Source organism: Bacillus sp. NPDC057893 (genome assembly GCF_042796455.1).
GTDB lineage: Bacteria > Bacillota > Bacilli > Bacillales > Bacillaceae_G > Bacillus_A.
This window is the reverse complement of record NZ_JBHVNG010000013.1, coordinates 31,257-56,872: the sequence shown is the minus strand read 5'-3', so window position 1 is coordinate 56,872 and position 25,616 is coordinate 31,257. Positions and strand designations below refer to the sequence as shown.

19 protein-coding genes and 5 pseudogenes are annotated in these 25,616 nt (G+C 35.2%); 19 read left to right on the top strand and 5 right to left on the bottom strand.

What is annotated here, in order from left to right:
- Window positions 1-78 precede the first annotated feature (78 nt).
- The 5 genes and pseudogenes from ACFVQC_RS27150 to ACFVQC_RS27130 all read left to right on the top strand — a co-directional run.
- A pseudogene (locus tag ACFVQC_RS27150) lies at window positions 79-370 on the top strand (DUF817 family protein); the annotation flags it as partial.
- A 318-nt stretch (window positions 371-688) separates the two neighbouring features.
- Window positions 689-1,924 (top strand): CapA family protein, encoded by a 1,236-nt coding sequence (locus tag ACFVQC_RS27145; protein WP_377899820.1) that lies wholly within the window; start codon window positions 689-691, stop codon window positions 1,922-1,924.
- 48 nt (window positions 1,925-1,972) lie between these two features.
- Complete coding sequence (locus tag ACFVQC_RS27140) at window positions 1,973-2,698, top strand: M15 family metallopeptidase (protein ID WP_377899828.1); 726 nt, start codon at window positions 1,973-1,975, stop codon at window positions 2,696-2,698.
- A 500-nt stretch (window positions 2,699-3,198) separates the two neighbouring features.
- Window positions 3,199-3,318: pseudogene (locus ACFVQC_RS27135) on the top strand (alpha/beta fold hydrolase); the annotation flags it as partial.
- Between the two features lie 249 nt (window positions 3,319-3,567).
- On the top strand, window positions 3,568-3,903 hold the full coding sequence (locus ACFVQC_RS27130) for a DUF3895 domain-containing protein (RefSeq protein ID WP_002161149.1): 336 nt from the start codon (window positions 3,568-3,570) through the stop codon (window positions 3,901-3,903).
- A 93-nt stretch (window positions 3,904-3,996) separates the two neighbouring features.
- Here the strand turns inward: ACFVQC_RS27130 and ACFVQC_RS27125 are convergent.
- A pseudogene (locus tag ACFVQC_RS27125) lies at window positions 3,997-4,574 on the bottom strand (DNA alkylation repair protein).
- Window positions 4,575-4,756: 182 nt separating this feature from the next.
- On the opposite strand from ACFVQC_RS27125, the gene ACFVQC_RS27120 reads away from it, so the two are divergent.
- Window positions 4,757-5,215: a hypothetical protein gene (locus ACFVQC_RS27120; protein ID WP_377899819.1), complete on the top strand. Its 459-nt coding sequence runs from the start codon at window positions 4,757-4,759 to the stop codon at window positions 5,213-5,215.
- A gap of 171 nt (window positions 5,216-5,386) precedes the next feature.
- On the opposite strand, the gene ACFVQC_RS27115 is transcribed toward ACFVQC_RS27120, so the two are convergent.
- Window positions 5,387-6,634 carry an MFS transporter gene (locus ACFVQC_RS27115; protein ID WP_377899818.1) on the bottom strand — a complete coding sequence of 416 codons (1,248 nt, stop codon included), beginning with the start codon at window positions 6,632-6,634 and terminating at the stop codon, window positions 5,387-5,389.
- 221 nt (window positions 6,635-6,855) lie between these two features.
- Between ACFVQC_RS27115 and ACFVQC_RS27110 the strand changes: the two are divergent.
- The 10 genes and pseudogenes from ACFVQC_RS27110 to ACFVQC_RS27065 all read left to right on the top strand — a co-directional run bounded on the left by ACFVQC_RS27110 (window position 6,856) and on the right by ACFVQC_RS27065 (window position 20,481).
- A pseudogene (locus ACFVQC_RS27110) lies at window positions 6,856-7,438 on the top strand (TetR/AcrR family transcriptional regulator).
- A gap of 443 nt (window positions 7,439-7,881) precedes the next feature.
- Window positions 7,882-8,637, top strand: a pseudogene (locus ACFVQC_RS27105) (DnaD domain-containing protein).
- Between the two features lie 111 nt (window positions 8,638-8,748).
- Complete coding sequence (locus tag ACFVQC_RS27100) at window positions 8,749-12,168, top strand: DUF4132 domain-containing protein (RefSeq protein WP_377899817.1); 3,420 nt, start codon at window positions 8,749-8,751, stop codon at window positions 12,166-12,168.
- 100 nt (window positions 12,169-12,268) lie between these two features.
- A complete protein-coding gene (locus ACFVQC_RS27095) occupies window positions 12,269-14,659 on the top strand; it encodes a penicillin acylase family protein (protein WP_377899816.1) in 2,391 nt (796 codons plus the stop codon).
- A gap of 277 nt (window positions 14,660-14,936) precedes the next feature.
- Window positions 14,937-16,004 (top strand): glycoside hydrolase family 113, encoded by a 1,068-nt coding sequence (locus tag ACFVQC_RS27090; RefSeq protein WP_377899815.1) that lies wholly within the window; start codon window positions 14,937-14,939, stop codon window positions 16,002-16,004.
- 88 nt (window positions 16,005-16,092) lie between these two features.
- Window positions 16,093-16,284 (top strand): DUF378 domain-containing protein, encoded by a 192-nt coding sequence (locus tag ACFVQC_RS27085; RefSeq protein ID WP_016095805.1) that lies wholly within the window; start codon window positions 16,093-16,095, stop codon window positions 16,282-16,284.
- Window positions 16,285-16,494: 210 nt separating this feature from the next.
- A complete protein-coding gene (gene serC / locus ACFVQC_RS27080) occupies window positions 16,495-17,577 on the top strand; it encodes a 3-phosphoserine/phosphohydroxythreonine transaminase (RefSeq protein WP_377899814.1) in 1,083 nt (360 codons plus the stop codon).
- Window positions 17,578-17,589: 12 nt separating this feature from the next.
- Window positions 17,590-18,762, top strand: coding sequence for a 3-phosphoglycerate dehydrogenase family protein (locus tag ACFVQC_RS27075; protein WP_377899813.1), 1,173 nt, complete (start codon window positions 17,590-17,592; stop codon window positions 18,760-18,762).
- 13 nt (window positions 18,763-18,775) lie between these two features.
- Entirely contained in the window at window positions 18,776-20,023 is a 1,248-nt protein-coding gene (locus ACFVQC_RS27070; RefSeq protein ID WP_377899812.1) for a DUF1015 domain-containing protein, read from the top strand.
- Window positions 20,024-20,103: 80 nt separating this feature from the next.
- Window positions 20,104-20,481 (top strand): hotdog family protein, encoded by a 378-nt coding sequence (locus tag ACFVQC_RS27065; RefSeq protein WP_377893016.1) that lies wholly within the window; start codon window positions 20,104-20,106, stop codon window positions 20,479-20,481.
- 240 nt (window positions 20,482-20,721) lie between these two features.
- Here the strand turns inward: ACFVQC_RS27065 and ACFVQC_RS27060 are convergent, their stop codons facing one another.
- The 3 genes from ACFVQC_RS27060 to ACFVQC_RS27050 form a co-directional block, all read right to left on the bottom strand.
- A complete protein-coding gene (locus ACFVQC_RS27060; protein WP_078214105.1) occupies window positions 20,722-21,009 on the bottom strand; it encodes a hypothetical protein in 288 nt (95 codons plus the stop codon).
- Window positions 21,006-22,109: a tetratricopeptide repeat protein gene (locus ACFVQC_RS27055; RefSeq protein WP_377899810.1), complete on the bottom strand. Its 1,104-nt coding sequence runs from the start codon at window positions 22,107-22,109 to the stop codon at window positions 21,006-21,008. Before ACFVQC_RS27055 ends, ACFVQC_RS27060 begins: the two co-directional genes overlap by 4 nt.
- A 303-nt stretch (window positions 22,110-22,412) precedes the next feature.
- Entirely contained in the window at window positions 22,413-22,826 is a 414-nt protein-coding gene (locus ACFVQC_RS27050; RefSeq protein WP_377899808.1) for a hypothetical protein, read from the bottom strand.
- 468 nt (window positions 22,827-23,294) lie between these two features.
- Between ACFVQC_RS27050 and ACFVQC_RS27045 the strand changes: the two genes are divergently transcribed.
- The 3 genes from ACFVQC_RS27045 (at window position 23,295) to ACFVQC_RS27035 (ending at window position 25,614) form a co-directional block, all read left to right on the top strand.
- Entirely contained in the window at window positions 23,295-23,936 is a 642-nt protein-coding gene (locus ACFVQC_RS27045; protein WP_377893020.1) for a hypothetical protein, read from the top strand.
- 217 nt (window positions 23,937-24,153) lie between these two features.
- Window positions 24,154-24,423: a 2TM domain-containing protein gene (locus tag ACFVQC_RS27040; protein WP_377899807.1), complete on the top strand. Its 270-nt coding sequence runs from the start codon at window positions 24,154-24,156 to the stop codon at window positions 24,421-24,423.
- A 351-nt stretch (window positions 24,424-24,774) separates the two neighbouring features.
- The gene (locus tag ACFVQC_RS27035) at window positions 24,775-25,614 is read left to right on the top strand and encodes a YitT family protein (protein ID WP_377899805.1); all 840 of its coding nucleotides are present in this window, start codon (window positions 24,775-24,777) and stop codon (window positions 25,612-25,614) included.
- Window positions 25,615-25,616 lie beyond the last annotated feature (2 nt).

Sequence of the window (25,616 nt, the reverse complement as noted above, 5' to 3'; positions counted from 1 at the left end):
CTGGGAAGAACGAAAAGACATGCCCAATTCTCCTAGATCCTGTTTTCTAGAGTATAGCTTCATGTAGAAAACTTTGCAACAGAGCCTTTATTTATTGTTTTTGCTAAAACTTATGTACAATTCACAGTGCGAAACAACACATATAAAATGCCACTTCCTTTTTCATTTCTCCTAATTGGCTTCTTTATATGGATCGCAGAAAATATTGCTACTTTTTTCGTATATTGGTAAAATAAGTTCTTGGGTCTTACTTGTTGTTATCAGTATAATGATTGTCGCTCAATTTAAAGAAATTAGTTACAAAGATCTCGGAATATCTAAAGGGGGTACGGCAACGATTCCCTCTTTTTGGAGCCACTCACAAACGTAAAACAAGAGAGGAGGCTATATGAACTATTCTCCTCTCTTGTTTAGATTAACCAGCTACTACAATTGGAACAGGTATATCAAATTCAGTATCTGGAGGATGTTGATTAGAATCTAGTCGACATCCTGGTGGATAATGTTTTTCTAGCAATCTATCAATTCTGATGGAATCGATAGATTGTTAGAAGGTGGAAAACGATTATCAGCATATTCCGAAGCAAATGTAATCCTTCCATAATTAAGTGTAAAAACCACAATACACTGTTTTAAAAAGTTATTTGTTAGAACTGGTTATAAGTAATAAAACAGAAAAGAGGATCACATGTTAGATAATTTACAGAGAAGTAAAAAGTTTTTTTTATTATGTCTTATTTTTTTAGTGCTTTTAACCGCTTGCGATAATACAGATGTTAAGACATCTAAAGCTTCAGTAGCACCTGCTCAATCAAATACAGATAAATTATTAAAAGCACCAAATTGGGTAGATAAAAGTCCTATTCAACAGTCTCCTAATTTTAGTGAAGATAAAAAAGTAAAATCGGTTGTGAATTTAATGGCAACGGGTGATAATTTATATCATGACGCAGTAATTAAAGATGGCAAACAAAAAGACGGTTCATATGATTATCACTATATTTATGAAAATATAAAAAAAGCTGTTCAATCAAGTGATCTTGCTATAGTGAATCAGGAGACTCCAATTGCAGGAAATAATCTAAAAGTACAGGGATATCCAACTTTCAATACACCTGAAGAAGTAGGTCAATCTTTAGTGGACACTGGATTCAACATAGTAACTCAAGCAACAAATCATGCTATGGATATGGGTATCAAAGGTGTATTGAATACAAGAGAATACTGGAAGAAATATCCGGATGTTATTCCGTTAGGTATTAATGAGAGCCAAAACGAGCGTAATGAAATAAAAACGATTACAAAAAATGGTATTCGCTTTGCGCTACTTAATTATACATATGGTACGAATGGAAATAAAATTAAAGATGATAAGTCTTGGGCAATAAATTTAATTGATAAAAAAGCGATACAAAATGATGTGGAAAAGGCAAAGAAAAACTCTGATATGGTGATTGTTATGGTGCATTGGGGAGTAGAATATACCTTTACACCTTCAAATCAACAAAAAGAAATTGCTCAATATTTAACAGATTTAGGGGTAGATGTAGTAATTGGAACTCATCCACATGTAATTCAACCAGTTGAGTGGAAACAAAATAAAGATGGACATCAAACGCTAATCTATTATTCTCTTGGAAATCTAATTTCTGCTCAAGAAAAATTAGAAACATTAGTTGGAGGTCTATCTTATATACAATTTGTCAAGTATGAAGATGAAACTTTTGGTATACGACAAGCTGCAGTCGTACCGACAGTAACCGACTATGCTGATGGTAAGAAACAGTTTAAAATTCAATTTTTAAAAGATTATTCGGATGAAAATTCTAAAAATCATGGGATTAAAAAATTTGTCGGCCCCGTTTCTTTGAAGGATTTCAAAGATATTCCTAGAGATGTGTTTGGGAATTGGTATAAAGACTAATAAATAAGAAGGGAATGAGAGATAATTAAAAAATTTATAATGTTAGCATTGGTATTGGCATTGGGATGGAGTCTTGCTGCTTGTAGTGGAAAACAAATATCTCAGGAAAATACTAAAAGTAACAATAAAAATGAGACAGATGCAAATAAAAAAGATGTTTTACCTATCTCTGATCTTAATGATTGGAGAATCATTCTTGTAAATAGAGAACATATGTTATCAAAGGAACTAGGGATTGAATTAACAAGTATCACCCAAAATGCTAAGCCAAATATGAAAATAGATAGCAGAATTTCAACTTCCTATCAGGATATGGTAACAGCTGCAAAAAAAGAGGGGATTAATCTTTATTTAAGGTCAGGTTATCGAGCTATAAAATTACAACAAACTTATTATGATGCTTCAGTTAAAAGTTATAAATCTCAGGGTTTGTCGGATAAAGAGGCTAGTGATAAGGCATTGGAATATCTTCAGTATCCTGGTGCAAGCGAACATCACACTGGATTAGCGTTAGACATTATTTCAGTTGAATGGCAGAATACGGTGGAAGATTTAAATGCAAAATTTGATACTACCGATGCATTCAAATGGTTAGATAAGAATGCTGCAGAGTATGGGTTTACTCTCCGCTATCCAAAAGATAAAGAGAATATTACTGGCATAAAGTATGAGCCATGGCACTATCGTTATGTAGGAAAAGAAGTTGCTATTTATCTAAAAGAAAAGGGGTTAACTTTAGAAGAGTATTGCAAAAAAATTAATCCTGACAAGTAAAAATACAATTTGATTCTATTAAAAAGCCAGTGGACATTTTTCCCTTCCTCAAAGGAAATAAATTATGCACTGCTACCGGAAAAGGCGGATCTGGAGGATGTGTTAACCTTCCTCCTAGTATTGTAAAAACTGTGTATGATAATTTAAGCACGTATGAACCGGCTATCGTGTTCTAGTAAATAGCAACCTCGTGTGAAGCGATGTATGTATCAAGAACTTAAATTTATAAAAGAAGCAGTGGAAAAGGATCTGATATTCATATCAGATCCTTTTTCATTCGTAACATAGAATACTTGCTTACTGTATCTGCTTAACTAGGCTTTAGAGACTGCCTGCTTTCCAGATGCTACAATATTAACCTCGCCATCTTTTTTGTTTTGGATGTTCGCTTTTCTTAGCTTGATAGACATGTGGAGGTAGCCCGAACACTGCGATTGGTATTGTTGTTTATTTGTTAGTATCTTACAAATTTTGTTAATAATCGAAATAAGAAAGTACACATCACAGAATGGGGTAATAAGAAAAATGCGGTTATCTTTTGTTTACATGGGTTAGGTGGCTCTAGTCTTACTTTTATAGAAGTGGCTGATAAACTAAAAGATGAGTATAGATTTGTTACATGTTTTGTGCAACTAACAAATCAGATGATGTTCACTATTGCTTTCAGTCCTGCTATAACGAATTCTACAATAGATAATAGAACGTATATTTGGTATAATCGAAACATACTACTTGAAACGCTGTACATAATGTATGAAATTCATGTAATAAGGTAAGGACTACATGACAATAACTAAATTTAAAAGTTCTAGTACATATAGGATTCAGTTCATGTTATACAAATCCATTGTCAGAAAGGAAAAGATGTAATGAATCAAATTTCATTTGAAGATTTATTTGAAGAAGAAAAAGAAAAGGTGGAGGTAGCTGAGGTATCTAAGATACCAGCTCCTTTATCGCCATTACAAAAAGATATTTTGGAATTAATTGATTCTGAAGAAATAAGTGCACTTGAGCTATGCGAACGATTAATACGATCTGGTAAAATACCCGATGAAAGATTCACAACGAATAAGCCTAAAGCATATGGACAAGTATGCTTAATATTAGAAGGTTTTGTTACGGAAGGGAAGCTTACTTTTATCAAAAATGATGAGAAAAGAGATAGGGTATATAAATTGAAAGAAGAAGTTTCTAACGGATAAGATGTACAGTGGGAAATGAATGATTGGTTCCCCGTAACTTTTAATATCTACAAAAAGGGTGTCAATCTAAGCAAGATTGACACCTTTATACTTTTAACATCTTACATATTTACGTTTGAAACCAAGTCTTCCTCTATCAAGTTCTTTCTGAATACTTTCGTGAGCATTTAGCAAACTACTTTTTTGTTGTCACGTTTTACTTCAACTATACCAACTTCTTTTGCAGTCTCGACTGCCTTTTCGTGTAGTGGCACATATGAAATTGCCACAGTGTTTAGAAAATTATTCATAGAGGATTTTGCTTGTTATGGCGAATCATGAATTGTATTTTTCAACATTTCAAGCATATCGGAAATTTTGCTTTCGGAAAATTCATTGTCTTTGCGATTCCCTAAAAGCCAGCGGTAGCAACTCCAGCCTGCAGACATTCTAAGCTCGTCCCCATTTGCAATCCATTTATCAGCAACGTCTTGTGCAATATTTGATTCTGATAAAGTTATTGCTACTACATAATCAGACAGCATATAAAAATACGCCCCATCCATCCAACGATTAAAATCCGATTCACTCATAGCTTTTGGATTTGCAATAATGCCTGCAAAGTACATTGCATCGTAGTTACCTGTGGAATAAAGTTCCTCAGCTAACTCTTTCCATCTAGTTATAATCATGAGAATATTACATTAAGATAAACGGGAAAGAGACAAAATAGATGTATAACTTTCTGCATAGGTTTTTAAAGTGGGAGAATGTAAATAATATTTTATCTTTGGCACTTTCTCTGTAGTGTTATGTTATTATTTGGTAAGGGGATAAATGGAATTTAAAGTTAAACATGTGAGGTTGGTTACAAATGATAAAGAAATTTACTAGAGTAGTATTAACGGCGGTTATGCCAATCGGTCTTATTGCGGGGTGTGGAACTGCTGAAAAAACTGAAGCAAAAGAGCCGAAAGCGGTACAAGCGGAGAAAAAGGATTATACGGATTACTCATATGGTAGCAAAGGTATATTAGTAAGCGGAAAAACGAAAGAACGTCTACAATACGAGGTTGGGTATAGGGATGATAACAAGTTAATTGGGATTGATGAAAATATTGAGGACTGTATTATTTTAGATAATAAAGATGAAGCAGGTTACATTTGGAAACAAATAGAGCGCGGATCTATTATTGAAGTGCAATATGGTAAGGACCGCAAAGACATCGTAGGGGTACAATTAGTAGGAGATCGTAAGCCATACGAAATTAGTGATAAGTTTGATCGAAATACGATAAATGAGATTGTTGGACAAGTTAAAGGTAATTTGTAATAGATGTATTTCGCTAGTATATGATCTATTATCATGAAATGGCGAATCGCATACATAAAAGTTTGGAATCAACGGCATTTTTAATATAAAAATGCCGTTGATTTATGTTAAAAAGTAAATGCTATTCTATAGTCTTGTAGAAAAACACGTATTAAAAAATACACAAATGAATTATTCTTCTTTTAGTTGTGATGATCGCCGTAAGGTTATTACCCAAAATAAAAGAGCGCAAGCACTAACGGATGCACCTAATATACAAACTCCGTTCCATCCGTAGCTTGCATAAATGTTTGTGGAAAGAATGGCACCTGTAGCACTGCCGATAGAATAGAAAATCATATAACTAGCAGTGAGCCGACTTCTCGCTTCAGGACGCACTGTGAAAAGTATACTTTGGTTCGTGACATGTACAGCTTGCACAGCTAAATCTAAAAGGATAACACCGATAACAAGTAGGAATAGAGAATGGTTCATTAATTTAATGAGGAGCCATGAAAGTAATAATAAGGATAAGGCTATGCCAGTAGTTCTTTCTCCGAATCCGCGATCAGCGAGTTGTCCGGCCTTAGTGGCAGCTAATGCACCAGCAACCCCAGCAAGACCAAATGCTCCGATAGCTGTATGTGATAGATTATATGGTGCAGCACTTAGAGGTAAAACTAATGAAGTCCATAAAATACTGAAGGAAGTAAAAATAAGCAATGCTAATATTCCGCGAATACGTAAGATCCTTTCTTCTACAAATAATAAGAGAACAGAACGTAATAATTTACGATAGGTCATAGCTGTTTTTTTATGTTCAAGATTAGGTAAATTACGGTATAACAAACCAATTACGAAGAGCATAAGTACAGCAGAGGTAAGATAAACGGAACGCCATCCCGCTAAATCTGTTAATGTTCCGGCAAATGTACGTGCAAGTAGAATTCCTATTACGACACCACTCGTAACGAAACCTACTATTCGCCCACGGTCTTTTGGGTTAGCTAAAATGGATGCGTATGCGACGAGTGTCTGCGTAACAGTCGCAAGAATTCCGACTAAGGCCATACCTATAAAAAGTACGGTACTTGAAGGAGCGACTCCAACCACAATTAAAGCGAAAACGGATAAAAGCATTTGAACAATAATAAGTCTTTTTTGGTTTAACAAATCACCAAGTGGAACTAATAAAAGTAATCCGAGTGCATAACAAACTTGAGTAATCGTAATAACGACACCAATAGTTGAATGGTTGATCTTAAACTCAGCTGATAAAGAATCAAGTAGAGGATGAGCGAAGTATATATTCGCCACAGCCATCCCGCAAGCTATTGAAAATAATAGAGTTATATAGCGGGGCATGATTGTATTGATAGGTAATTGGAACTGATCATTATTCTGAGTAAGAGCAGTTGTCATTTTTTCTTTAACATCCATAATATCATCTCCTTTTGTTTTTAAAATAATGTACCGAACAGTATGTTATTCCGTAAGTAAAATATAATCAAGGATAAGTTAATATGTCAAGTGAATTGTAAAGTGATTTCAGTTTCTTTTGAAATATCATTTATAATTTAATACGATATATAATATACTGATTAGTACATAAAAACGTGATTTATAATTTAGAAAACAGATGAAGAAAGAGGAGGGGTTAGATGGCTCGACTACGTGAATTTGATAAAGAAAAAGCTTTGGATGCTGCTATGCAACTTTTTTGGGAGAAAGGATACGCTACTACTTCATTAAGTGATCTAACTGCTAGAATGGTAAATACAAAGACCGAGTTAATATGCAGCATTTGGTGATAAAGAAGGGCTGTTTGAAGCTGCATTACGGAGATACACGAATTTACACGCGGCTAGTATTCGAACAAAACTTCAAAAAGAACAATCTGTAAAAGAGGCCATTCGTACATTTTTTGAAGATATGGTGGAAGAGGAATATAAAAGAGAATCAAATAAAGGCTGTTTTTGTATTAACACAATGGTGGAGCTTTCTCCTCATAATGAAAAATTTGAAGTGTTGACTAGAGAACATCAAATGTATCTTTCAATTATATTTCAAGAATTGATCGCCAAAGGTATTCAGTCTGGAGAACTGCAAAGTGATGTGAATGCTAAAGCATTAGCACAAACGCTAGTCACTTCATTAATTGGATTAACAGTGTTAATGAAATCTCGTCCAGAACGTTCAGTTGTAGATAATTCGGTATGTATCATATTATCGTTACTAAAATAAATGTAACAGAATTGTATTTCAATCAACTATGTCGATTATAGAAAATTTTATTTATAAACTTTCAACCTTAAAGCACTGAATTGTCTACGAAGGCAACAAGTGCTTTTTGTTTTCGGGTAAATATGAGCAGGTAAATCATAATGGTTGTCTGCAATGTATGAAGATTGTTGGAGACATTTGTAATTAGACATCAGATAAGAGGGGAATGAAAATACTATATAAGCCCCTTCAAAGCCCCTCATAAGCACCTATCAAGTAATAAATCACTAAGAAAAAACAAAACAAAAACAACTACAAGAACAAAAAAGCGCGAAAAAATAAAACCGGGGTAGTAGTAGTAAAAAAAATTGAAATTCGAATGCCAAAACCGTTACCTCATTCTTATATTTATATTGAAGGATTGGAATTTTCCTATTTGCTAGTAAAGAGTGGAGGGAAAACTGATGGCGGTGTACCGTAATGTGCAGGTGAATTTTTGGCAAGATGAATTCATTTTAGATTTAACGCCAGAAGAGCGTTATTTTTACATATATTTGTTAACTGGTACGAAAACGAAGCAATGTGGTATTTACATATTGCCAAAGCGTTTAGCAGAGCTTGAAACTGGTTACAGTATGGAAACTGTTGAGAAGTTATTGAACCGGTTTGTGGAATACGGGAAGATTTTATATGATACGGAAACGAAAGAGTTATTCATTATAAATTGGTTACACTATAATCCTATTTTTAATGCGAACATAGAGAAATGTGTATTACGTGAGCTGAAAACGGTGAAACGTAAAGAGTTCCTACATAAGTTTTTACGTAAATGTCTTGAAGAAGAATGTAAGATCCCGTTATTACTTCAGTATTTTGGTATGCCGGCAGAAGAGGATAATAGTAGTTTACAAGTAGTTGCTGAGGAGGAAGATATAGAAAAGGATACTTCGCATAGTGAAGTTTATAAATTTTACGAACAAAATATAAGTAGTCTATCTCTATATATCGTGAAGGAATTGAAAGAGTGGATACAAAAAGTTTCAGGAGAGACAGTACTAGAGGCACTTAAAATTGCGTTTGAGAATAATAAGGGGACGTTCGCTTATGTGCAGGGGATTTTGAGGAATTGGTGTAGAAAAAAGTGAGGGAATTCTAGTGAAGAAAAGTGTGTAATGGGAAGTTTAGAGAGAAGGAGAAGTGTTTTGAGTAGTGTGTTTTAATTTACATTAATTTAACATAGAATGTATGTTCGTTTTTTATTAGTTTTATGCTATACTACAATTAAATAAGGGTATTTTTATAGTAGATAAAAAGATGCGGGGGAACAAAGTTTGACTACAAATACAGCTCAGTTGTTTCAATATATTCATATGACAGAAGAACAGGAACAATTATCATTACGTTATTTAAAAACGAGAGAAGAAGAGATTTTAAATAATATTCAACTAACGACAATTAGAGATCAAAAAAGAAGCGATTTTGCAAATCAGTTTATAAATGATTTTAGGAAAGTATATAAACAAGATCCGGCTTTCTTTCGGTTATTTTATTATTTGTTAGGGGAGCAATTGTTAAATGTTCTTATAATAAGGTTTAAATATGTGGATTTTGCTAATATGAAGATTTATTTAGAAAAAAGTGCACTTCCATTGGATAAACTTGTAGTAATTGCGTGTAAATATTTTACTAATATTTCAAGTTATGTGAATGAGGCGTATGGTTTTCTTAAAGGGCTAACAAAAGAGAACCCGAACTATATAGAGGAACAATTACACACTTTACCAAATCAGCAGCAATTATCGTTACTTCTCGTAATGTTTGAAGTAGATTATGAGAGATTCCGTACATACAGTTTTTTATTGGACGAGAGATTAGAAGAACATGCTGAATTTATATTGAATTTGAATGGAGAAAAGGAAAAGATTGAAGCAGTTGAAAGATATATAAAAGGTGAAAGTGATAGGGAATTATTTTTAGGTGGAAATTTACCAGAATATATTTGGCGACTATTATTTAGTATTCATCAGTATTCAAATATTGCGAGGCGGTATGTTGAAATATTAGCGAAGAAAAACGTTTGGGGTTTTATGAATCATGCTACGCGTTACGTGCGTCAAGCTCTCAATCAGCCTCAAAACTATAAAAGAACTGGCAGTGTAAATAAGAAAACGTATGATGAAATTCAAAGTTTTTGTAAACAGTTCTGGATTTCTGAGGAAAGATTTTTTGCGCATCGTCTGAGGCAACATGATTTAAATAATGAGGAATTTTGTAAGACGTATGAATATGAAATGCTATGCTTCATGGCGGAAGAAAATTCTGAATTTGTTCAACGTACTTTGCAATATGTAAGTAAAATTAATTATCTCATTATCGCACGAACGTTAACTGAAAAAGGACATGAGTTAAATAGAGGGAAAATGCGAGAAGAATTTTTTGTCGCTGCTTTGCAAATTAAATTGTCTACAATACGTGACACATATCGTGATTATTTATTAGGGAAAGTGTCACTTGATGATATGAAGCAAATACTTAAAAATCCGAAATTTAGAAGTATGTATTGGGGTATGCCAGTGTTAGAGGTTGTACTCCTTTGGGATATAGATGATGTAGCGAAGAGGGAAGCTGTACTTACACTACAATTCGGAGATGATGATAGTGTTAATTTATACGAACTTCTTTACGAATGTTCTGTCAGAGGGATAGAACCGAAACAAGTATTAGAAGATCTTCTTTCGTATGGGTTAAGTAAGGAAAAGCTTATCGCTTATGCAGTTGAACAAGCTGCATGCTACAGTGAAGAGAGAAATAAGGCGAAGGAAGCGCTTGTTCATGTCATTGTAAAAGAACAAGCGTACATCATTGAACGATTTGATGAGTATTCTGCTGTGGCCAAAGCGTATATTTTAGAAGAGTTAGCAAGGGATAATATGATTAAAATGCGTCCAATTTTAATCAAAAACTTAGGGGATTCATCTAAAAAAATGCGTGAGTCTGTAGTGAAAATTATTTCAAAAGATGTAGGAGCTGCGGCAGATGTAGCAGCTGAACTTCATAATAAAAAGAAAATTGTTCGTGAAAATGTGATGAAAATACTAATAGAGTATAAGATTGAAAAATATATACAACTTGTACAGGAAGCTTTACAAGAAAAGAAGAATGCTTCTTTTGTTGAGAAATTTGCTCCGTTACTTGAAGTGGATGGAGATTCAGAAAATATAGAAGAACTTTGCAGTCGTATAGTAACGGAACAAAAAAGAAATTCATTTGTGCAATGGATTGGGAACGAACCACAAATTCGTCTTCGTAATTTAGATGAAATAGCAGATGCAACAATTCCGTTAGCCTATTTACAACAGTATATTTCAGATTCTGTCATTGAGAAGAAAGATGCGGCTGAAGTAATTAGTACTATTTTGAATGAACAAGACTTGAAGGAATATGTACAAGAAATATATCAAGTATGGATTTCTCAAGATGCAGATGTGAAGAAACGTGGTATTCTTTCGTTATATGGCATGTATAGTGATGATAAAATGGTCGGTATACTTAAAAAGCAAATTGATGAATGGGTGCTTGATATGAGAGGAAAGATTGCAGCAGATGCTGTTCGGGCTCTAGGGTTGTCCTCATCTAAGCTTGCACTTGTGTCTATTCATGCGATGGCATTTAAATATAAGCATAAGTTAGTGCGTAATGCGGCAAAAGAAGCACTAAGTCTTGCTGCGAAAACACGTGGTATAACAGAAGAAGAGTTGGAAGATCAACTGGCACCAGATCTTGGCTTCAATATAAGTGGTGAGAAGGAGATTGATTTTGGGAATAGATGTTTTACTGCTATTTTAACTTCTGAGTCAAAAATTGAATTAGAGACAGAAGAAGGAAAACGTATGAAGTCACTTCCAAAGCCGAATGCAAAAGATGATATAGAAAAAGCTGAAGAGGCTAAGAAAGAGTTAGCCGTATTAAAGAAAGAACTTCGAAGTGCCCTTTCCATGCAGAAACAACGTTTGGAAGACGCTCTATCACGAAAACGCTACTGGTCATATGATACGTGGAAATCGGTATTTTTGGAAAATCCAATTATGAAGCAATTTGCTATTTCGCTTGTTTGGGGTGAATATACGGAAGGAACGTTGCGGAAAATGTTCCGTTACGTGGAGGATGGTTCGTTTTATTCAATGATAGGAGAGAATCATGAACTTTCACCTGGAAATGTTATTGGTTTAATTCATCCGTTAGAATTATCAGGAGCGGAAAAGGAGCTATGGAAAGAGAAACTGACAAATTCCGGAATTGTGCAGCCATTTCTACAAATTGAACGGCCAGTGTTTGTAGTAGAGGAAAATGATAAGATTGATGTTGAGAGATTTGGCGGTATTTTATTAAATGGTCGCTCGTTATTTGGTAAGATGACCAAACTTGGATGGACTCGCGGGTCGGTTCAAGATGGCGGTGTTTATTATACATTTTATAAAGAAGATACTCGCACTGGATTAGGGGCGCAACTATCATTTAGCGGAGCGCCGATTGGATATGAAGGTGAAGAAGATGTATGTGTATTTGAGATTCAATTTTATAAAGCGGGTACAGTGAACCGTGGTTCATATGAATATGACGAAATTGATGATGAGAGACGCATTGTACCAAAACAAGTAGATAAGCGCTTCTTTAGTGAAGTATTATATGATGTGCAATTAGCGACCGAGTCAAATCTTGGTCATAATGAAAGCTGGCGTAACAAACGTTAAGAATTCCCCCTTCATTTGTAGGAAAATGAAGGGGGTTTTTCAAGTTTTTAAAAGGTTCTTCCTTAAATAGAAGCGAATAGTTTGAGAAAGGAGGGGTTATATGGAAGTCGTTATAAAGAAGAAACGAACTAGAGGTAAGAAAATTTTTATTTGGTCTAGTAGTATCGTTCTTTTGTTAGTTATTTGTACAGTGATTTTTTTGAACATATATACGCTTAGATCTGTGCCAAAGATAGATGGAACGATAAAGCTAGAGGATTTACAACATGCTGTTACGGTAAAGCGAGATAGTAAAGGGGTACCGCATATTAAAGCGGAAAATGCACATGATTTATATTTTTCACAAGGGTATGTACAAGCGCAAGATCGTTTGTTTCAAATGGATTTAAGTAGAAGGCAAGCTTCTGGGATGTTGAGTGAAGTTGTAGGGGAAGCAGCTGTTGATCGAGATAAGTTGTTTCGAACGCTCGGTTTACGGCGAGCGGCCGAAGCGTCTGTTAGTCAATATGATGGGGAAGCGAAATATGCCCTGCAGTCATTTGCTGATGGGGTGAACGCTTTTATACGCGAGGCAAAAGAGGAAAAGAGATTGCCGGTTGAGTTTACTATATTAGGTTATGAGCCTACTGAGTGGTCAATCGTGGATTCTTTAACGATTGGAAAGTATATGGCGTTTGATTTAGGCGGACATTGGCACGGACAGGCGTTTCGATATTGGGCACTGAAAAATCTACCTAAAGAGCAAGCAAATGAGCTATTTCCTACATATCCGAAAGATGCGCCTAGATTGCTAGCTGAACTGAAAAATACAAATGTGAATGTAGCACAAAGTTTTGCAAAAGCGATCATTCCACCAGAGTTTAATGGTAGTAATAACTGGGTCATAAGCGGTGAGAAGAGTGCGTCTGGTAAGCCGATTTTAGCGGATGATCCTCATTTATCTCTTGCGACGCCTTCTATTTGGTATCAATCACAACTTGAAATGAAAGATTTACATGTGAGTGGCGTTATTTTTGCGGGAGTGCCAGGTGTTATATTAGGTCACAATGACAAAATAGCATGGGGCGTTACGAATACAGGTCCTGATGTGCAAGATTTATATATTGAGAAGAAAAATCCTAATAATGAAAATGAATTTTTGTATAACGATAAGTGGGAAAAAGCTACAGTTGTTGATGAATCTATTAAAGTAAAAGGCGGGAAAACAATTCCGTATAACGTTACAGTTACGAGGCATGGTCCAGTCATTTCAGAGTTTGCGGATAAAGGAAAAGAGAAAACGAAAACAGTATTCGCTTTGAAATGGACTGCTTTGGAACCTTCCGCTGAATTAAAGGCTGTATTAAATATGAATAAAGCGAAAGATTGGAATGAGTTTGAAACTGCACTTCAAGATTTTCATACACCAACTCAAAACTTTGTGTTTGCATCAAACGACGGCACAATTGCTTATAAAGCGAATGGAAATATACCGATACGTAAAAAAGGTGATGGTAGTTTGCCAGTGCCAGGATGGACAGATGAATATGAATGGGAAGGGTATATCCCATTTGATCAGCTTCCGAAAGTAATAAATCCAAAACAAGGGTTTATTTCAACTGCAAATAATAAAATTGTTGATGATAATTATCCGTACCATATTAGTAATACGTGGGCGCAACCGTACAGGCAAATGCGTATTCAAGAGTTTTTGCAAGAGAAGGATAAGTATACGGTAAAAGATTTAGAAGAGTTACAGATGGATCAAAAAAATTTATACGGGAAAGAGTTTACTCCTATATTTTTAAAGGAGTTAAATAAGACATCTTTATCAGATGTAGAGAAAGAGGGAGTAAAAGAATTATCGAAGTGGAATTTTTACGATAGTAAAGATGAAGCGGCACCATTAATTTTCCATTTGTTAATGAAAGAGATTTCGAATACGTTATTTTCAAAAGAAATACCGAAAGATGTGATGGAGTTATTTGAAGGGAAGTCACAAGTTGTTGATGAATTGATTCGAAAAGAAGCAGCAGGAGAAAATAGCGCTTGGTTTACGAAGTACGGAGGCTTCACAAAAGTTGTGCATACATCGTATGAGAATGTAATGAAGAAATTACAGAAGGAATATGGACCAGATGTTGGAGAATGGAAGTGGGGCGATTATCATCAACTTGCTTTTACACATCCAATTTCGAGATCTTCAAGTATATTAGCACTACTCGCATTTAATCGTGAGAAACCAGTTCCAATTGGCGGAAGCCAAGTTACCGTTCAAGCAGCGAGTTACGGAGATAACGGTATTGTCAATCACGGAGCTTCTTGGCGATTCGTTATTGATACGAAAGATATGTCAAACGGTTATCATATCGTAGGACCAGGACAATCGGGACATTTTAGAAGTGATTGGTATCATGATCAAATAGATGATTGGGTGAACGGTGAGTATCATACGACTACTTTGAATACAGATGGAATTGAAGGGAAAGTATTAACTTTACAGCCGCGATAATGTTAGAAGGGATTCTTACTATATGTAAGGGTCTCTTATTTATAATGGTGACAAAATTTGACCCAACTAAGTTACTAGAAGGAAGACAATGATTTCAATCGTGAGAAGATAAGAAAAAAGAGCGGAAAGCCGCGCCTTTTTTATTTATCTTACTATTTTTAGGGGAATTATAGGGATAATACTTTTATTAATGAAAATTTCATTTAATTTTTTCTGGAATATATGTGAAACGTTGTATAAAATAATCAAGAAAGCCAAAAATTATAGGGGGAAACTTGTGAAGAAAAGTAAGAGTTTAGTAAGTATTTTAGGAGTGTGTATCATGTTGTTTTCTTTTTGTTTCCAAGGAAATGTACAGGCAGATGTAAATACTGTTCAATCTGGAAAAATAAAATCAGGAAACGTAACGGTATGGGAAGTAGGAAATGTAGCGAAAGTGTTAGCTGATGCAGAACGCTTGAATTTAAATACGGTGAATGTACCTATTCAAGTAGATATTCCGGATGTGAATTCGGCTAATATGGTAATTAATCAGGCGCAAAAGAAACAAGCTATTATTTTAATTCAAGAATTATTAAAGCGTAATATACAAGTTATAGTGGAACCATTCCCGTTTATTCAGCAAGGAAATATTGGAGAGACGGAATGGAACCCGAGTAATATTAACGATTTCTTCTGGAATTGGAAAACGGTTGTTTTACAAGATATTTTTGATTCCATTACTAGTAAATACAATGTGTATGGACTCAAGATTGCTTCTAATTTCGTGAATATGGAATATGCAGAAGGATACTGGAGCGATACAATTGATTTTGTTCGTAAACAGTATAAAGGAAATGTTTTGTATCAAATGAACTGGTGGTTAACAGCAAGTTGGGATCCATCTTATGAAGCGAAGTTTCTAGCAAAAATAAATCGCCCGTATTTAAAAAAGGTGGACATCGTAAGTATTGATAGTTGGTTTGAAGTTTCAGGCGAAAGAAATCCATCATACGAAGAAGTAAAACAAAGTTTATTTGCGACGACAGTATACAATCGTGGTCAAAATGTCGTGCAGCAACTGGAACAATTACATAAAGCAACAGGAAAGCCAGTGTACTTTGGTGGGTTTAACGTCCCAGCACGTGAACTTGGATTACAAAGCCCGTGGAACCCAGATGTTACGAATGTGTTTTCAAAAGATGTACAACTTAACGGGTGGCGTGCTTACCGAGATGTATTAGAACCGAAGCCGTATTTTAAAGGTTTTTCAATTTGGTTTATCGGATCTAATGATAGTAATCATTCATATCAAATACATAGTAAAGAAGCAGAGACAGTTATTAATGGATGGTATCGAAAATAAATTTTATAAAATAGGTAAGTTTTAGAATCCATTACATATATTTTAGTGAAAGGCCTTTCACCATCTTATCACCTAGGGGGCAATCATAATGAAATTTTTGTCATACCTTACAGTAATTTTGGTGATTCTTGGCGGTTTGAATTGGTTGTTTGTAGCGTTAGATTATAATGTAGTTGAGAAATGGTTTGGTTCTATGCCGGCGTTTGTGGATACTATTTATTGGCTCTTTGGTCTTTCAGCTATTTATCAAATTTTCGATCGGTTCTTTACGAGTAAGTAGCTATTATACTTTATTACTAGAGTGTTAAGTACGATTATGTACTTAACACTTTTTTGTATGTTTATAAAAAAGTGTTTGCACTTGCAAGCGATTCCATCGCGTCTTGCGCCGTAATAACGGAAAACAAATTGACCGTGTATTGTATATAGGTTATAATTCAGAAAGTTTAAAAAAATAATAAAAATGAGAAATAGGGAGGTTATCTGGGTGATGGAGAGAGTGTATAATTTTTCAGCAGGTCCATCTATACTCCCTTTGCCAGTTTTAGAGAAAGTGCAAAAGGAACTTGTAAATTATAACGGGACAGGCATGTCTGTTATGGAAATGAGCCATAGATCTTCTTATTTCCAAAGTATTATTGATGAAGCAAGCAGCTTACTTCGTGAATTAATGAACATTCCTAATGAGTATGAAGTTTTATTTTTACAAGGTGGTGCGTCATTACAATTTTCTATGATACCGTTAAATTTAATGAGCACGTATAAAAAAGCTGGGTATGTACTGACAGGTTCATGGTCTAAAAAGGCACTGCAAGAAGCCGGAAAAGTAGGAGAAGTACAAGTGATTGCTTCTTCTGAAAAAGATAAGTTTACTACGATTCCTAAAATGGATGATTTACGAAGTGATGAAAAACTAGATTATGTACATATAACAACAAATAATACAATTGAGGGGACAAAGTATGTGGATATACCACATTTAGAAAGAGTGCCGCTTGTCGCGGATATGTCCTCAAATATTTTATCAGAACAATATGATGTTACGAAGTTTGGCCTCATATATGCGGGTGCGCAAAAGAATTTAGGGCCAGCGGGCTTAACGATTGTAATTATAAAAAGAGATTTAATTGGCCGTGCAAATAGTGCTTGCCCTACAATGTTAAACTATGAAACTTACAGTAAAAATAACTCCCTATATAATACACCGCCAACCTTTAGTATTTACGTAGCAAAACTTGTACTAGAGTGGTTGAAAGAACAAGGCGGGGTATCTGCGATGGAAGAACAAAATAGAATGAAATCTTCACTTCTTTACAATTTTTTAGATGAATCTAAATTGTTTACTTCACCAGTTGATCCCACGTATCGATCACTTATGAATATTCCATTTACAACACCGTCAGAAGAGCTTAACAATCAGTTTTTACAAAAAGCGAAAGAACGCGGTTTCGTTACGCTAAAGGGACATCGCTCAGTAGGTGGTATGCGTGCAAGTATTTACAATGCGATGCCAACCCAAGGTGTACACAAATTAGTAGACTATATGAAGGAATTCGAGCTTGAGAATAGATAGGGAGATGGGGATATGTTTCGTGTTCAGACGTTAAATCAAATTGCGGAAAAGGGTTTGCAAATTTTTGATGGGAATCGCTATGAAATTGGAGACAAAGTAGGTCATCCAGATGGTATTTTACTTCGCAGCTATTCTTTACATCAAGAAGAGTTTTCAGAAGATTTAAAGGCGATTGCAAGAGCTGGTGCCGGTGTAAATAATATTCCTGTTGAGCGTTGTACGGAAAAAGGGATTGTAGTATTTAATACGCCAGGGGCTAATGCGAATGCAGTGAAGGAGCTTATTATCGCAAGCCTTATTATGTCTTCCCGTAATGTTATAAACGGAGTGAGCTGGACGAAAGAGTTGGATGGAGAAGAAGTACCACAGCTTGTTGAAGCTGGGAAGAAGCAATTCGTTGGATCAGAGATATCAGGGAAACGTCTAGGTGTTATCGGTCTTGGCGCAATCGGTGCTTTAGTTGCGAACGATGCGTTAGCTTTAGGAATGGACGTTGTCGGATACGATCCGTATATATCTGTTGAAACAGCATGGCGTCTTTCTACGCAAGTACAAAGAGCGTTTAGCTTAGATGAAATTTTTGCAACTTGTGATTATATTACACTGCATATTCCTCTTACGAATCAAACGAAGGGGATTATTGGTGAACACGCGATTGAAACGATGAAGAAAGGGATGCGTTTATTCAATTTCTCAAGAGGGGAACTTGTTGATGAAACAGCTCTTCGAAAAGCGCTAGATGAAGAGATTATTCAGCATTACGTAACGGATTTCCCGAATGAAAATGTTATAAAGATGAAGAATGTAACTGCGACGCCGCATCTTGGTGCATCAACGTCTGAGTCTGAAGAAAATTGTGCGGTAATGGCAGCTCGCCAATTACGTGAATATTTAGAGACAGGTAATATTCGTAATTCAGTAAACTATCCAAACGTAGAACTTCCGTATATCGGAAAGAAACGTATTACAATTATGCATCAAAATGTTCCGAACATGGTGGGGCAAATTACAGGATGTTTAGCAGAACATCATATTAATATTGCGGATATGATTAATCGTAGTAAACATTCTTGGGCATACACAATGATTGATATTGATAACGGAATTGATGATATAATGAAAGAGAATATTGTGGAAAATATAAGCAAAATCACAGGTGTTGTAGCTGTTCGAATGATTGTGTAAAGGAGAGAGAAACTTGGCAAAAATCCGACCGTTTCGTGCTATTCGTCCAGTAGAAGGAAAAGCAGCACAAGTAGCAGCTTTACCGTATGACGTATTAAATAGTGAAGAGGCAAGAGAAGTTGTAAAAGGGAATCCATATTCTTTCTTACACGTTGATAAAGCAGAAATTGATTTAGACCCGGAGATTTCACCGTACGATGATCGCGTATATGAAAAAGCGGGTGAAAATTTAAAGCAATTTATACAAGAAGAAGTGTTCGTTCAAGATGAAGAGCCAGCGCTTTATATTTATGAACTGACGATGCAAGGAAGAACGCAGTCAGGCCTTGTCGTTTGTACATCGATTGACGAGTATGAAGATGATACAATTAAAAAACATGAAAGAACGCGTCATGAAAAAGAACTAGATCGTATTCGCCACGTAGATGGGTGTGACGCAAATACGGGGCCAATCTTTTTAACGTATCGTACAAAAGAAGAAGTGAAACGTTTCATTGCAAGCTGGAAAGAAGAACATGCGCCAATCTTTACATTTACAGCAGAAGATGGTGTGGAGCATGTTGCGTGGAAGATTGCAGATGAAGAAGTAATTACGACTTTAGTAAATGCATTTGAAGATATCCCTAACTTGTACATTGCAGATGGACATCACCGCTCAGCATCAGCGGCAAAAGTTGGACTTATGCGAAGAGAACAATATCCGAATTACACAGGAGAAGAGGAATTTAACTTCTTTTTATCCGTTCTATTCCCTCATGATGAATTATCAATTTGGGATTATAACCGGGTTGTGAAAGATTTAAATGGCTTATCAGTAGAGCAATTTTTAAAGCAAGTTGCGCAATATTTTTATGTGGAAGAAGCAACTGTTTCACCGTATAAACCAAATGAACCAAAATCATTTGGAATGTATGTAAACGAGAAATGGTATAAGCTCACAGTGAAAGAGGAAACATTTGATGCGAATGATCTTGTTAGACGTTTAGATGTATCTATTTTACAAGATCATTTATTAAGTCAGGTGCTTGAAATACATGATCCGCGCTCTGATTCACGCATTGATTTCGTCGGTGGAATCCGCGGGCTAGAAGAACTAGAACGTCTTGTGAAAAGTGGTGAATATAAAGCAGCATTCGCATTATATCCGACATCAATGGAAGATTTATTAGCAATCGCAGACGCTGGAGAAGTAATGCCGCCAAAATCAACGTGGTTTGAGCCGAAACTGCGCAGTGGGTTGTTTGTTCATTCGTTAAAATAAACTTCTTTAGTTTGAAAAACCGAAATGATTTTTAGTTTCGGTTTTTCTTATTTTAAAAGTGTTTTTGAGGAGGGGTATGGATGGAATTGCAAGTAGGCGAAAAAATCACCTTTGAACGAACTTTTACAAAAGAAGATGTTGTTTTATTTACGAAAGTATCTAAAGATGAAGGCGTTCACCATGTTACACCAGATGAGCAGGGGAGATTTGTTGTACAAGGGCTGTTAACATCAACATTGCCTACAAAAATTGGCGGTGATTATAACGTGTTAGCTCGCAAGATGGATTTTGAATTTTTACGTCCTGTTTTTAGCGGTGATACGATTCGTTGTGATGTAACAATTGAACAATTTGAACCGGATGAGAAAAATCGCACAAAAATCATTGCGATGTTTACATGTATAAATCAACTTGAAAAAGAGGTATTGAAGGGGAGTTTTTCTGGGATTATTCTTTAATTATTAGGAAAAGGGATTAAATGAAAAGATGTAATCATTCAATGGGGGAATTGGAAACAAAAATACACCTAGTTAATAGGTGTATTTTTTAGACTTGAAAACCACATATGTATTGGAGATTTCTCTCGGGTACAGTGTATCACAATAGAAATCATGTATATACATAATATTCGTTACATCGAATGGTTTTCTTGTAAATATATAGAAACAGTAATCTAAATAGATTTTAATTTTGTTAACTTACACACCTGTACCATGTTCAGAATTAGCAGGGGCGCCGCCATAATCTCCAACGCTTTCTAATTGAGGAGCAGGGAAATGTGTATGCCCTTCTTGCTTAGGAGCCCCACCGGTGTCACCGATGTTTAATGCAGGAGCGCCTCCAGTATGTCCGTCAGATAAAGAAGGTGCTGGTGGGGAAGGGAAGTGAGTATGTCCAGCTTGGCTTGTGAAACCTGCATTTAATCCAAATGCAGCAATACCTGTAAATGCAATACCTAAAGCGATTTTACCAATTGTTTTTTTCATTTCTTTAACCCTCTTTCATTCGATTTTTTTGCTACTGTACTATTAAAGAAGTAGGAACTTGCTTTCTCGTGTTGTTGTTTGTTATAAAACGCTAGAGCTAGTTTTTCAAGATACTCAGAAACATAGATATATAAAGATTCTTTATTGAAGTATTCAATTCCTTCTAAAACAATCGGTTCAATTTGGTCTAATTCATTTTGCTTCGTGAATGCTTCTAATATAGCAAAGTGATGTCTGTGCTCTTCATTACCGAGTTTAGATACAAGTTGCTTACCTGTTTCGATGTATTCGTTTGCTTTGTCTATCAGCCCTAATTTTTCATGTTCTTGTGCAAGTAAGAATATAGCCTTATAGTGAGAAGGGATTTTTTCAACGACTTGCGTCAAGTGACGAATCGCTTCTTCAGATAGATTCTGGCTTGCATATAAATGTCCTAGATTACCGCGTACATACAGTTGTAATGATTCTTCATTTAATTTCTGAAGAATATCTAACGCTTTGTTATAGCTTTCCTCAGCTTGTTCAAAATGGCCAACGTCTACATAAGAAGCACCAAGTACACTTAAACAGGAAGAAATATTTCTTTCACATCCGTGTTGAGTTTCAAAAATTTCTAATGCTTTCGAAGCATTTACAATCGCAAAACTTGGTTGTTGTTGGTGGCAATGATAAGCTGCATAGCGGTAATAGAAATCAGCCTGTTCGATCTGACTATGTCCTGATAAAAGTGCCTGTGCTTTTAAGAAATATTCTTCTGCTTCTTGATAATGATTAATTGCTGCAAAATGAATCGCTTTATAATAATGATATAGATAAGATAAGTGTTTATCTTCCGTTTTTTCCTGGTCTTCTATGATTTGAAAACTATCTTTCGTGATCGATAGACCATCTGTCAGAGCGGTATGTCGGAACTGGAGTAATGCGTAATATAAATGATAGAGTGGAATTGTTTCGGTTTCTTTCAAAAGCATTTCTTCATGTTCTTTTTTAGCTTCTTGAAACTGAATTTGTGCTTCCTTAACGTTTTGCGTTAAGATTGCATGGTACCAAGCTTCTAAATGTTTTGTTGTATATGTATGTCCCTTTAATGAAATGTTCATATTAGCCCCCTTGTATATTTTTCTATATAATTGTAACTATAATGGTAACACAATCAAAAGTAATTATATGGAATTTTTCATTGATAAATAATATTCTGAATTTTTTGTATAAATAATCCTGTCAGTCCTTGTGTTTTTATGGTGCTGTCCATTTTTTAGGGAGAAAGGGACCATAATTGACTATAGAATCTTAATAAAATGATGTCATATGCACAGTACTAAAATAAAAGTTGAGAAAGTATGCATGAAGTGTGAATAGGATGAGAAGATAAAACCCCTAGCTGCATAGCTAGGGGTTTTATGTTAAATAGTCTCACCGTGAGCGTCTAGTTTCGGAGCAGGGAAATGTTCGTGCCCTTCAAGCTTAGGAGCCCCGCCAGTATCGCCACGTGAATCTAATTTCGGAGCAGGAGTATCCCCAATGTTATAGGTAGGAGCCCATGAATCTCCATGTGAATCTAATTTCGGAGCAGGAAGATCCCCATGTCCCTCTAATTTCGGAGCAGGAAGATCCCCATGTCCCTCTAATTTAGGAGCAGGAAGATCAGCATGGCTCTCTAGTTTAGGAGCATGGGAATCCCCATGTCCCTCTAATTTTGGGGCAGGAGTATCCCCATGTGCAGCCTTTACAACGCCGCCATCCCCAATATTTACACCAAAAAGACCAAAGCTAAATACCGATAAGCCTACAACAGCTGTACTAATTTTTCTTTTCAATCTATCTCTCTCCTTTTGTATTGTTTTTTTCATTTTGTCTAAACGTGGTAGATAAAATGAAATGAATCGTAAAAAATTACCAATTATATTACGATATACGAATAATTCTGTGTAATATTTTGTAAAACCTCCTTGAAATTTGAATTTATAAAAATAAAATTCGACATGGTTCATTTTTCAATTAGTTGAATAGATTTTGATTGAGTTTTTATAAAGCTATTCGCTAACTTTAGGACCGAAAGCAGCTCTTAATTTCTTTATACCGTGCTCATAAGGTTATTTTAGCTTTGAATTAAATTAACTATTATAATTCGAGAATTTAGTCCTCTTGCTGTATATTTAAAAATTACAGTATGCATCATTGCATGAGAAAGATGGTTGCTATTTTCTAAAACCTGTAACTATAATGGTTGCAGATTGGTCGTATCCAATCAAAAAATAAAATCATCATGAATGGAGATGTTACATATGGGTATGAAAAAATTAATTTTAGCAGGTGCTTTAGGGATCGCAGCATTATCAGGAACGAATTTACCAGGATTAGAAGTAACAAAAGCGAGTGCAGCTTCTATTGAATCAAATTTCTCAACGTTAGAAGGACGAGTAGTAGAAGTAGATAACGGTGTAATTGTTGTAAAAACTAAGCAATATGAAGAACCTGTTAGTGTGTATATGGATTCACTTTCAAATGTGAAAGTAGGGGATGAAGTAAAAGCTACTGGATCTATGATGCGTAATTTTACAGAATATATGGTTGCAACCGCAGTTGAAAATACATCAAACAAGTTAGGTATGCACATGAAAGAAGACGGTTCGCCTGATTATGTAATTGGGGAAGTATCAAAAGTAGGAACGATGGAAGATGAGGGAGACGGCGCTACTAAATATGTCGTAGTTGAGTATCCATCGCTAAACGGGAAGAAAGTTATTATTGATGTCTTCTTAACAAAGGGACAAGTATTTAATACGGGTGAGAAAGTGAAGATTGATATGAAGTATGTGGGCTGGGGTGGAAGTTCTATTAACTGGAACACAGTTGATCATATCGAAAAAGTTCATGAAGCAAAGAACAACATTGAAAATAATGATGATGTATGGATTTGGTCTTAATAAGGCGAGTATAAGTCGTTATTTGCAATTTACTCCAAACAATAAATGTAAAAACTAAATGTATCATGCAGTACCCAACAAATGATCATGTGTATGACAATTTGCTGGGTACTTTTTTGTTTGATGTTTTTTTGAGAATAACGGATTTCCGATTAGAATATGATGTTAACACTGGAGCGAAGGTGAAAAAATACAATAATGAAAGAGGTGTTTAAGGGTGGAGCGAGATGAGGTTTATTTACGAGCTAAAAAAAGGGTGGAGAATTTAAAAGCGTTTTACATTCATTTAATGGTCTATATACTAGTTAACTTAATGCTTTTTTTTATAAATATAAGCTCTGATTCAAGTGAATTATGGTTTTTATATCCACTGGGAGGTTGGGGAATCGGTATCGTTATACACGGTTTGACAACTTTTCCATTTGGGATATTCGGAAAAGAGTGGGAAGAACGAAAGATTAAAAAATATATGGAGAAAGATAAGTAAATTTATTTCTGGAATGTATGAATATAAAATCTCATATAAATCTCTGTGATCAAATGCTTGATGCGAAGTCTATTCTATGGCTTCGCATATTTGTTTTTTATTCGAAGTTTGCGCGAGTCAGTGTACATATTCATTTTTAAGAGTGAATTGCGTGTGAAATCAAAACTTTATTTGTAGTACATAATAAATAAAGTTGTTTTACTGTTTTAATTACATGTGGATATAGGATTAAAGTTTGTTTATTATCTTATATTAAAATAAAAAAAGACCACTGTTCGATTTGAATATTCCACGATATAATGGTGGGAGTTTAAACTTGAATAAATATTTACATAAGAAGTGAGGTACTGTATGAAAAAAAGAACGACAGACATTATTTTTATTATTATTGGTGCATTTCTTTTTGCGTTAGGTGTGAATTTGTTTGTTATTCCGAACGAGTTTGGTGAGGGTGGAGTAACGGGTATCACGATTATTACCTACTATTTATTTGAGTGGTCACCAGGCTTAGTCAACTTAATTTTAAATGCGATTTTGTTAATAGCCGGTTATAAATTTTTGAATAAGATAACAACAATTTATACGATCATTGCTGTAGTTACTAACTCGCTATTTCTTCATTTGACAGAAGGCTGGACTATTGCTTCGGATGAAATGCTGGTAAATGCCATTTTCGGAGGAATATTTATAGGATGCGGGATTGGTCTAATTATTCGTGTTGGCGGAACAACAGCAGGTACTACCATTTTAGCAAGGATGACACATAAGTATTTAGGTTGGAGCATTAGTTATGGTCTATTGTTCTTCGATTTAATAGTTGCTTTTTCATCTTATTTCATCATTGGTGCAGAAAAGCTGATGCTGACAATTATTATGTTATATGTAGGAACGAAAGTGATGGAATTTGTAATTGAAGGTTTGAATCCGAAAAAGGCCATTACGATTATTTCTGATAACCCGGATGAAATTGCCAAAAAGGTGACTACCTTAATGGACAGAGGGGTTACCGTGTACTCAGGTCATGGTTATTATACAAAAACCCCGAAGGACATTCTTTACATTGTTATCAATAAGCAAGAAGTAATAAAGTTAAAACGGATTGTTCAAACTACGGATCCGGCTGCTTTCATCGCTATACACGATGTTCGTGATGTGTTTGGGGAAGGGTTTGTTGATATTTCTAAGGCTTAATA

What these genes read in the sequence shown, in the direction of transcription:
- ACFVQC_RS27145 (WP_377899820.1), top strand. Translation starts at nt 689, where the DNA reads ATGTTAGATAATTTACAGAGAAGTAAAAAGTTTTTTTTATTATGTCTT.
- ACFVQC_RS27130 (WP_002161149.1), top strand. Translation starts at nt 3,568, where the DNA reads ATGAATCAAATTTCATTTGAAGATTTATTTGAAGAAGAAAAAGAAAAG.
- ACFVQC_RS27120 (WP_377899819.1), top strand. Translation starts at nt 4,757, where the DNA reads ATGATAAAGAAATTTACTAGAGTAGTATTAACGGCGGTTATGCCAATC.
- ACFVQC_RS27115 (WP_377899818.1), bottom strand. Translation starts at nt 6,634, where the DNA reads ATGGATGTTAAAGAAAAAATGACAACTGCTCTTACTCAGAATAATGAT.
- ACFVQC_RS27095 (WP_377899816.1), top strand. Translation starts at nt 12,269, where the DNA reads ATGGAAGTCGTTATAAAGAAGAAACGAACTAGAGGTAAGAAAATTTTT.
- ACFVQC_RS27085 (WP_016095805.1), top strand. Translation starts at nt 16,093, where the DNA reads ATGAAATTTTTGTCATACCTTACAGTAATTTTGGTGATTCTTGGCGGT.
- serC (WP_377899814.1), top strand. Translation starts at nt 16,495, where the DNA reads ATGGAGAGAGTGTATAATTTTTCAGCAGGTCCATCTATACTCCCTTTG.
- ACFVQC_RS27075 (WP_377899813.1), top strand. Translation starts at nt 17,590, where the DNA reads ATGTTTCGTGTTCAGACGTTAAATCAAATTGCGGAAAAGGGTTTGCAA.
- ACFVQC_RS27065 (WP_377893016.1), top strand. Translation starts at nt 20,104, where the DNA reads ATGGAATTGCAAGTAGGCGAAAAAATCACCTTTGAACGAACTTTTACA.
- ACFVQC_RS27060 (WP_078214105.1), bottom strand. Translation starts at nt 21,009, where the DNA reads ATGAAAAAAACAATTGGTAAAATCGCTTTAGGTATTGCATTTACAGGT.
- ACFVQC_RS27055 (WP_377899810.1), bottom strand. Translation starts at nt 22,109, where the DNA reads ATGAACATTTCATTAAAGGGACATACATATACAACAAAACATTTAGAA.
- ACFVQC_RS27045 (WP_377893020.1), top strand. Translation starts at nt 23,295, where the DNA reads ATGGGTATGAAAAAATTAATTTTAGCAGGTGCTTTAGGGATCGCAGCA.
- ACFVQC_RS27035 (WP_377899805.1), top strand. Translation starts at nt 24,775, where the DNA reads ATGAAAAAAAGAACGACAGACATTATTTTTATTATTATTGGTGCATTT.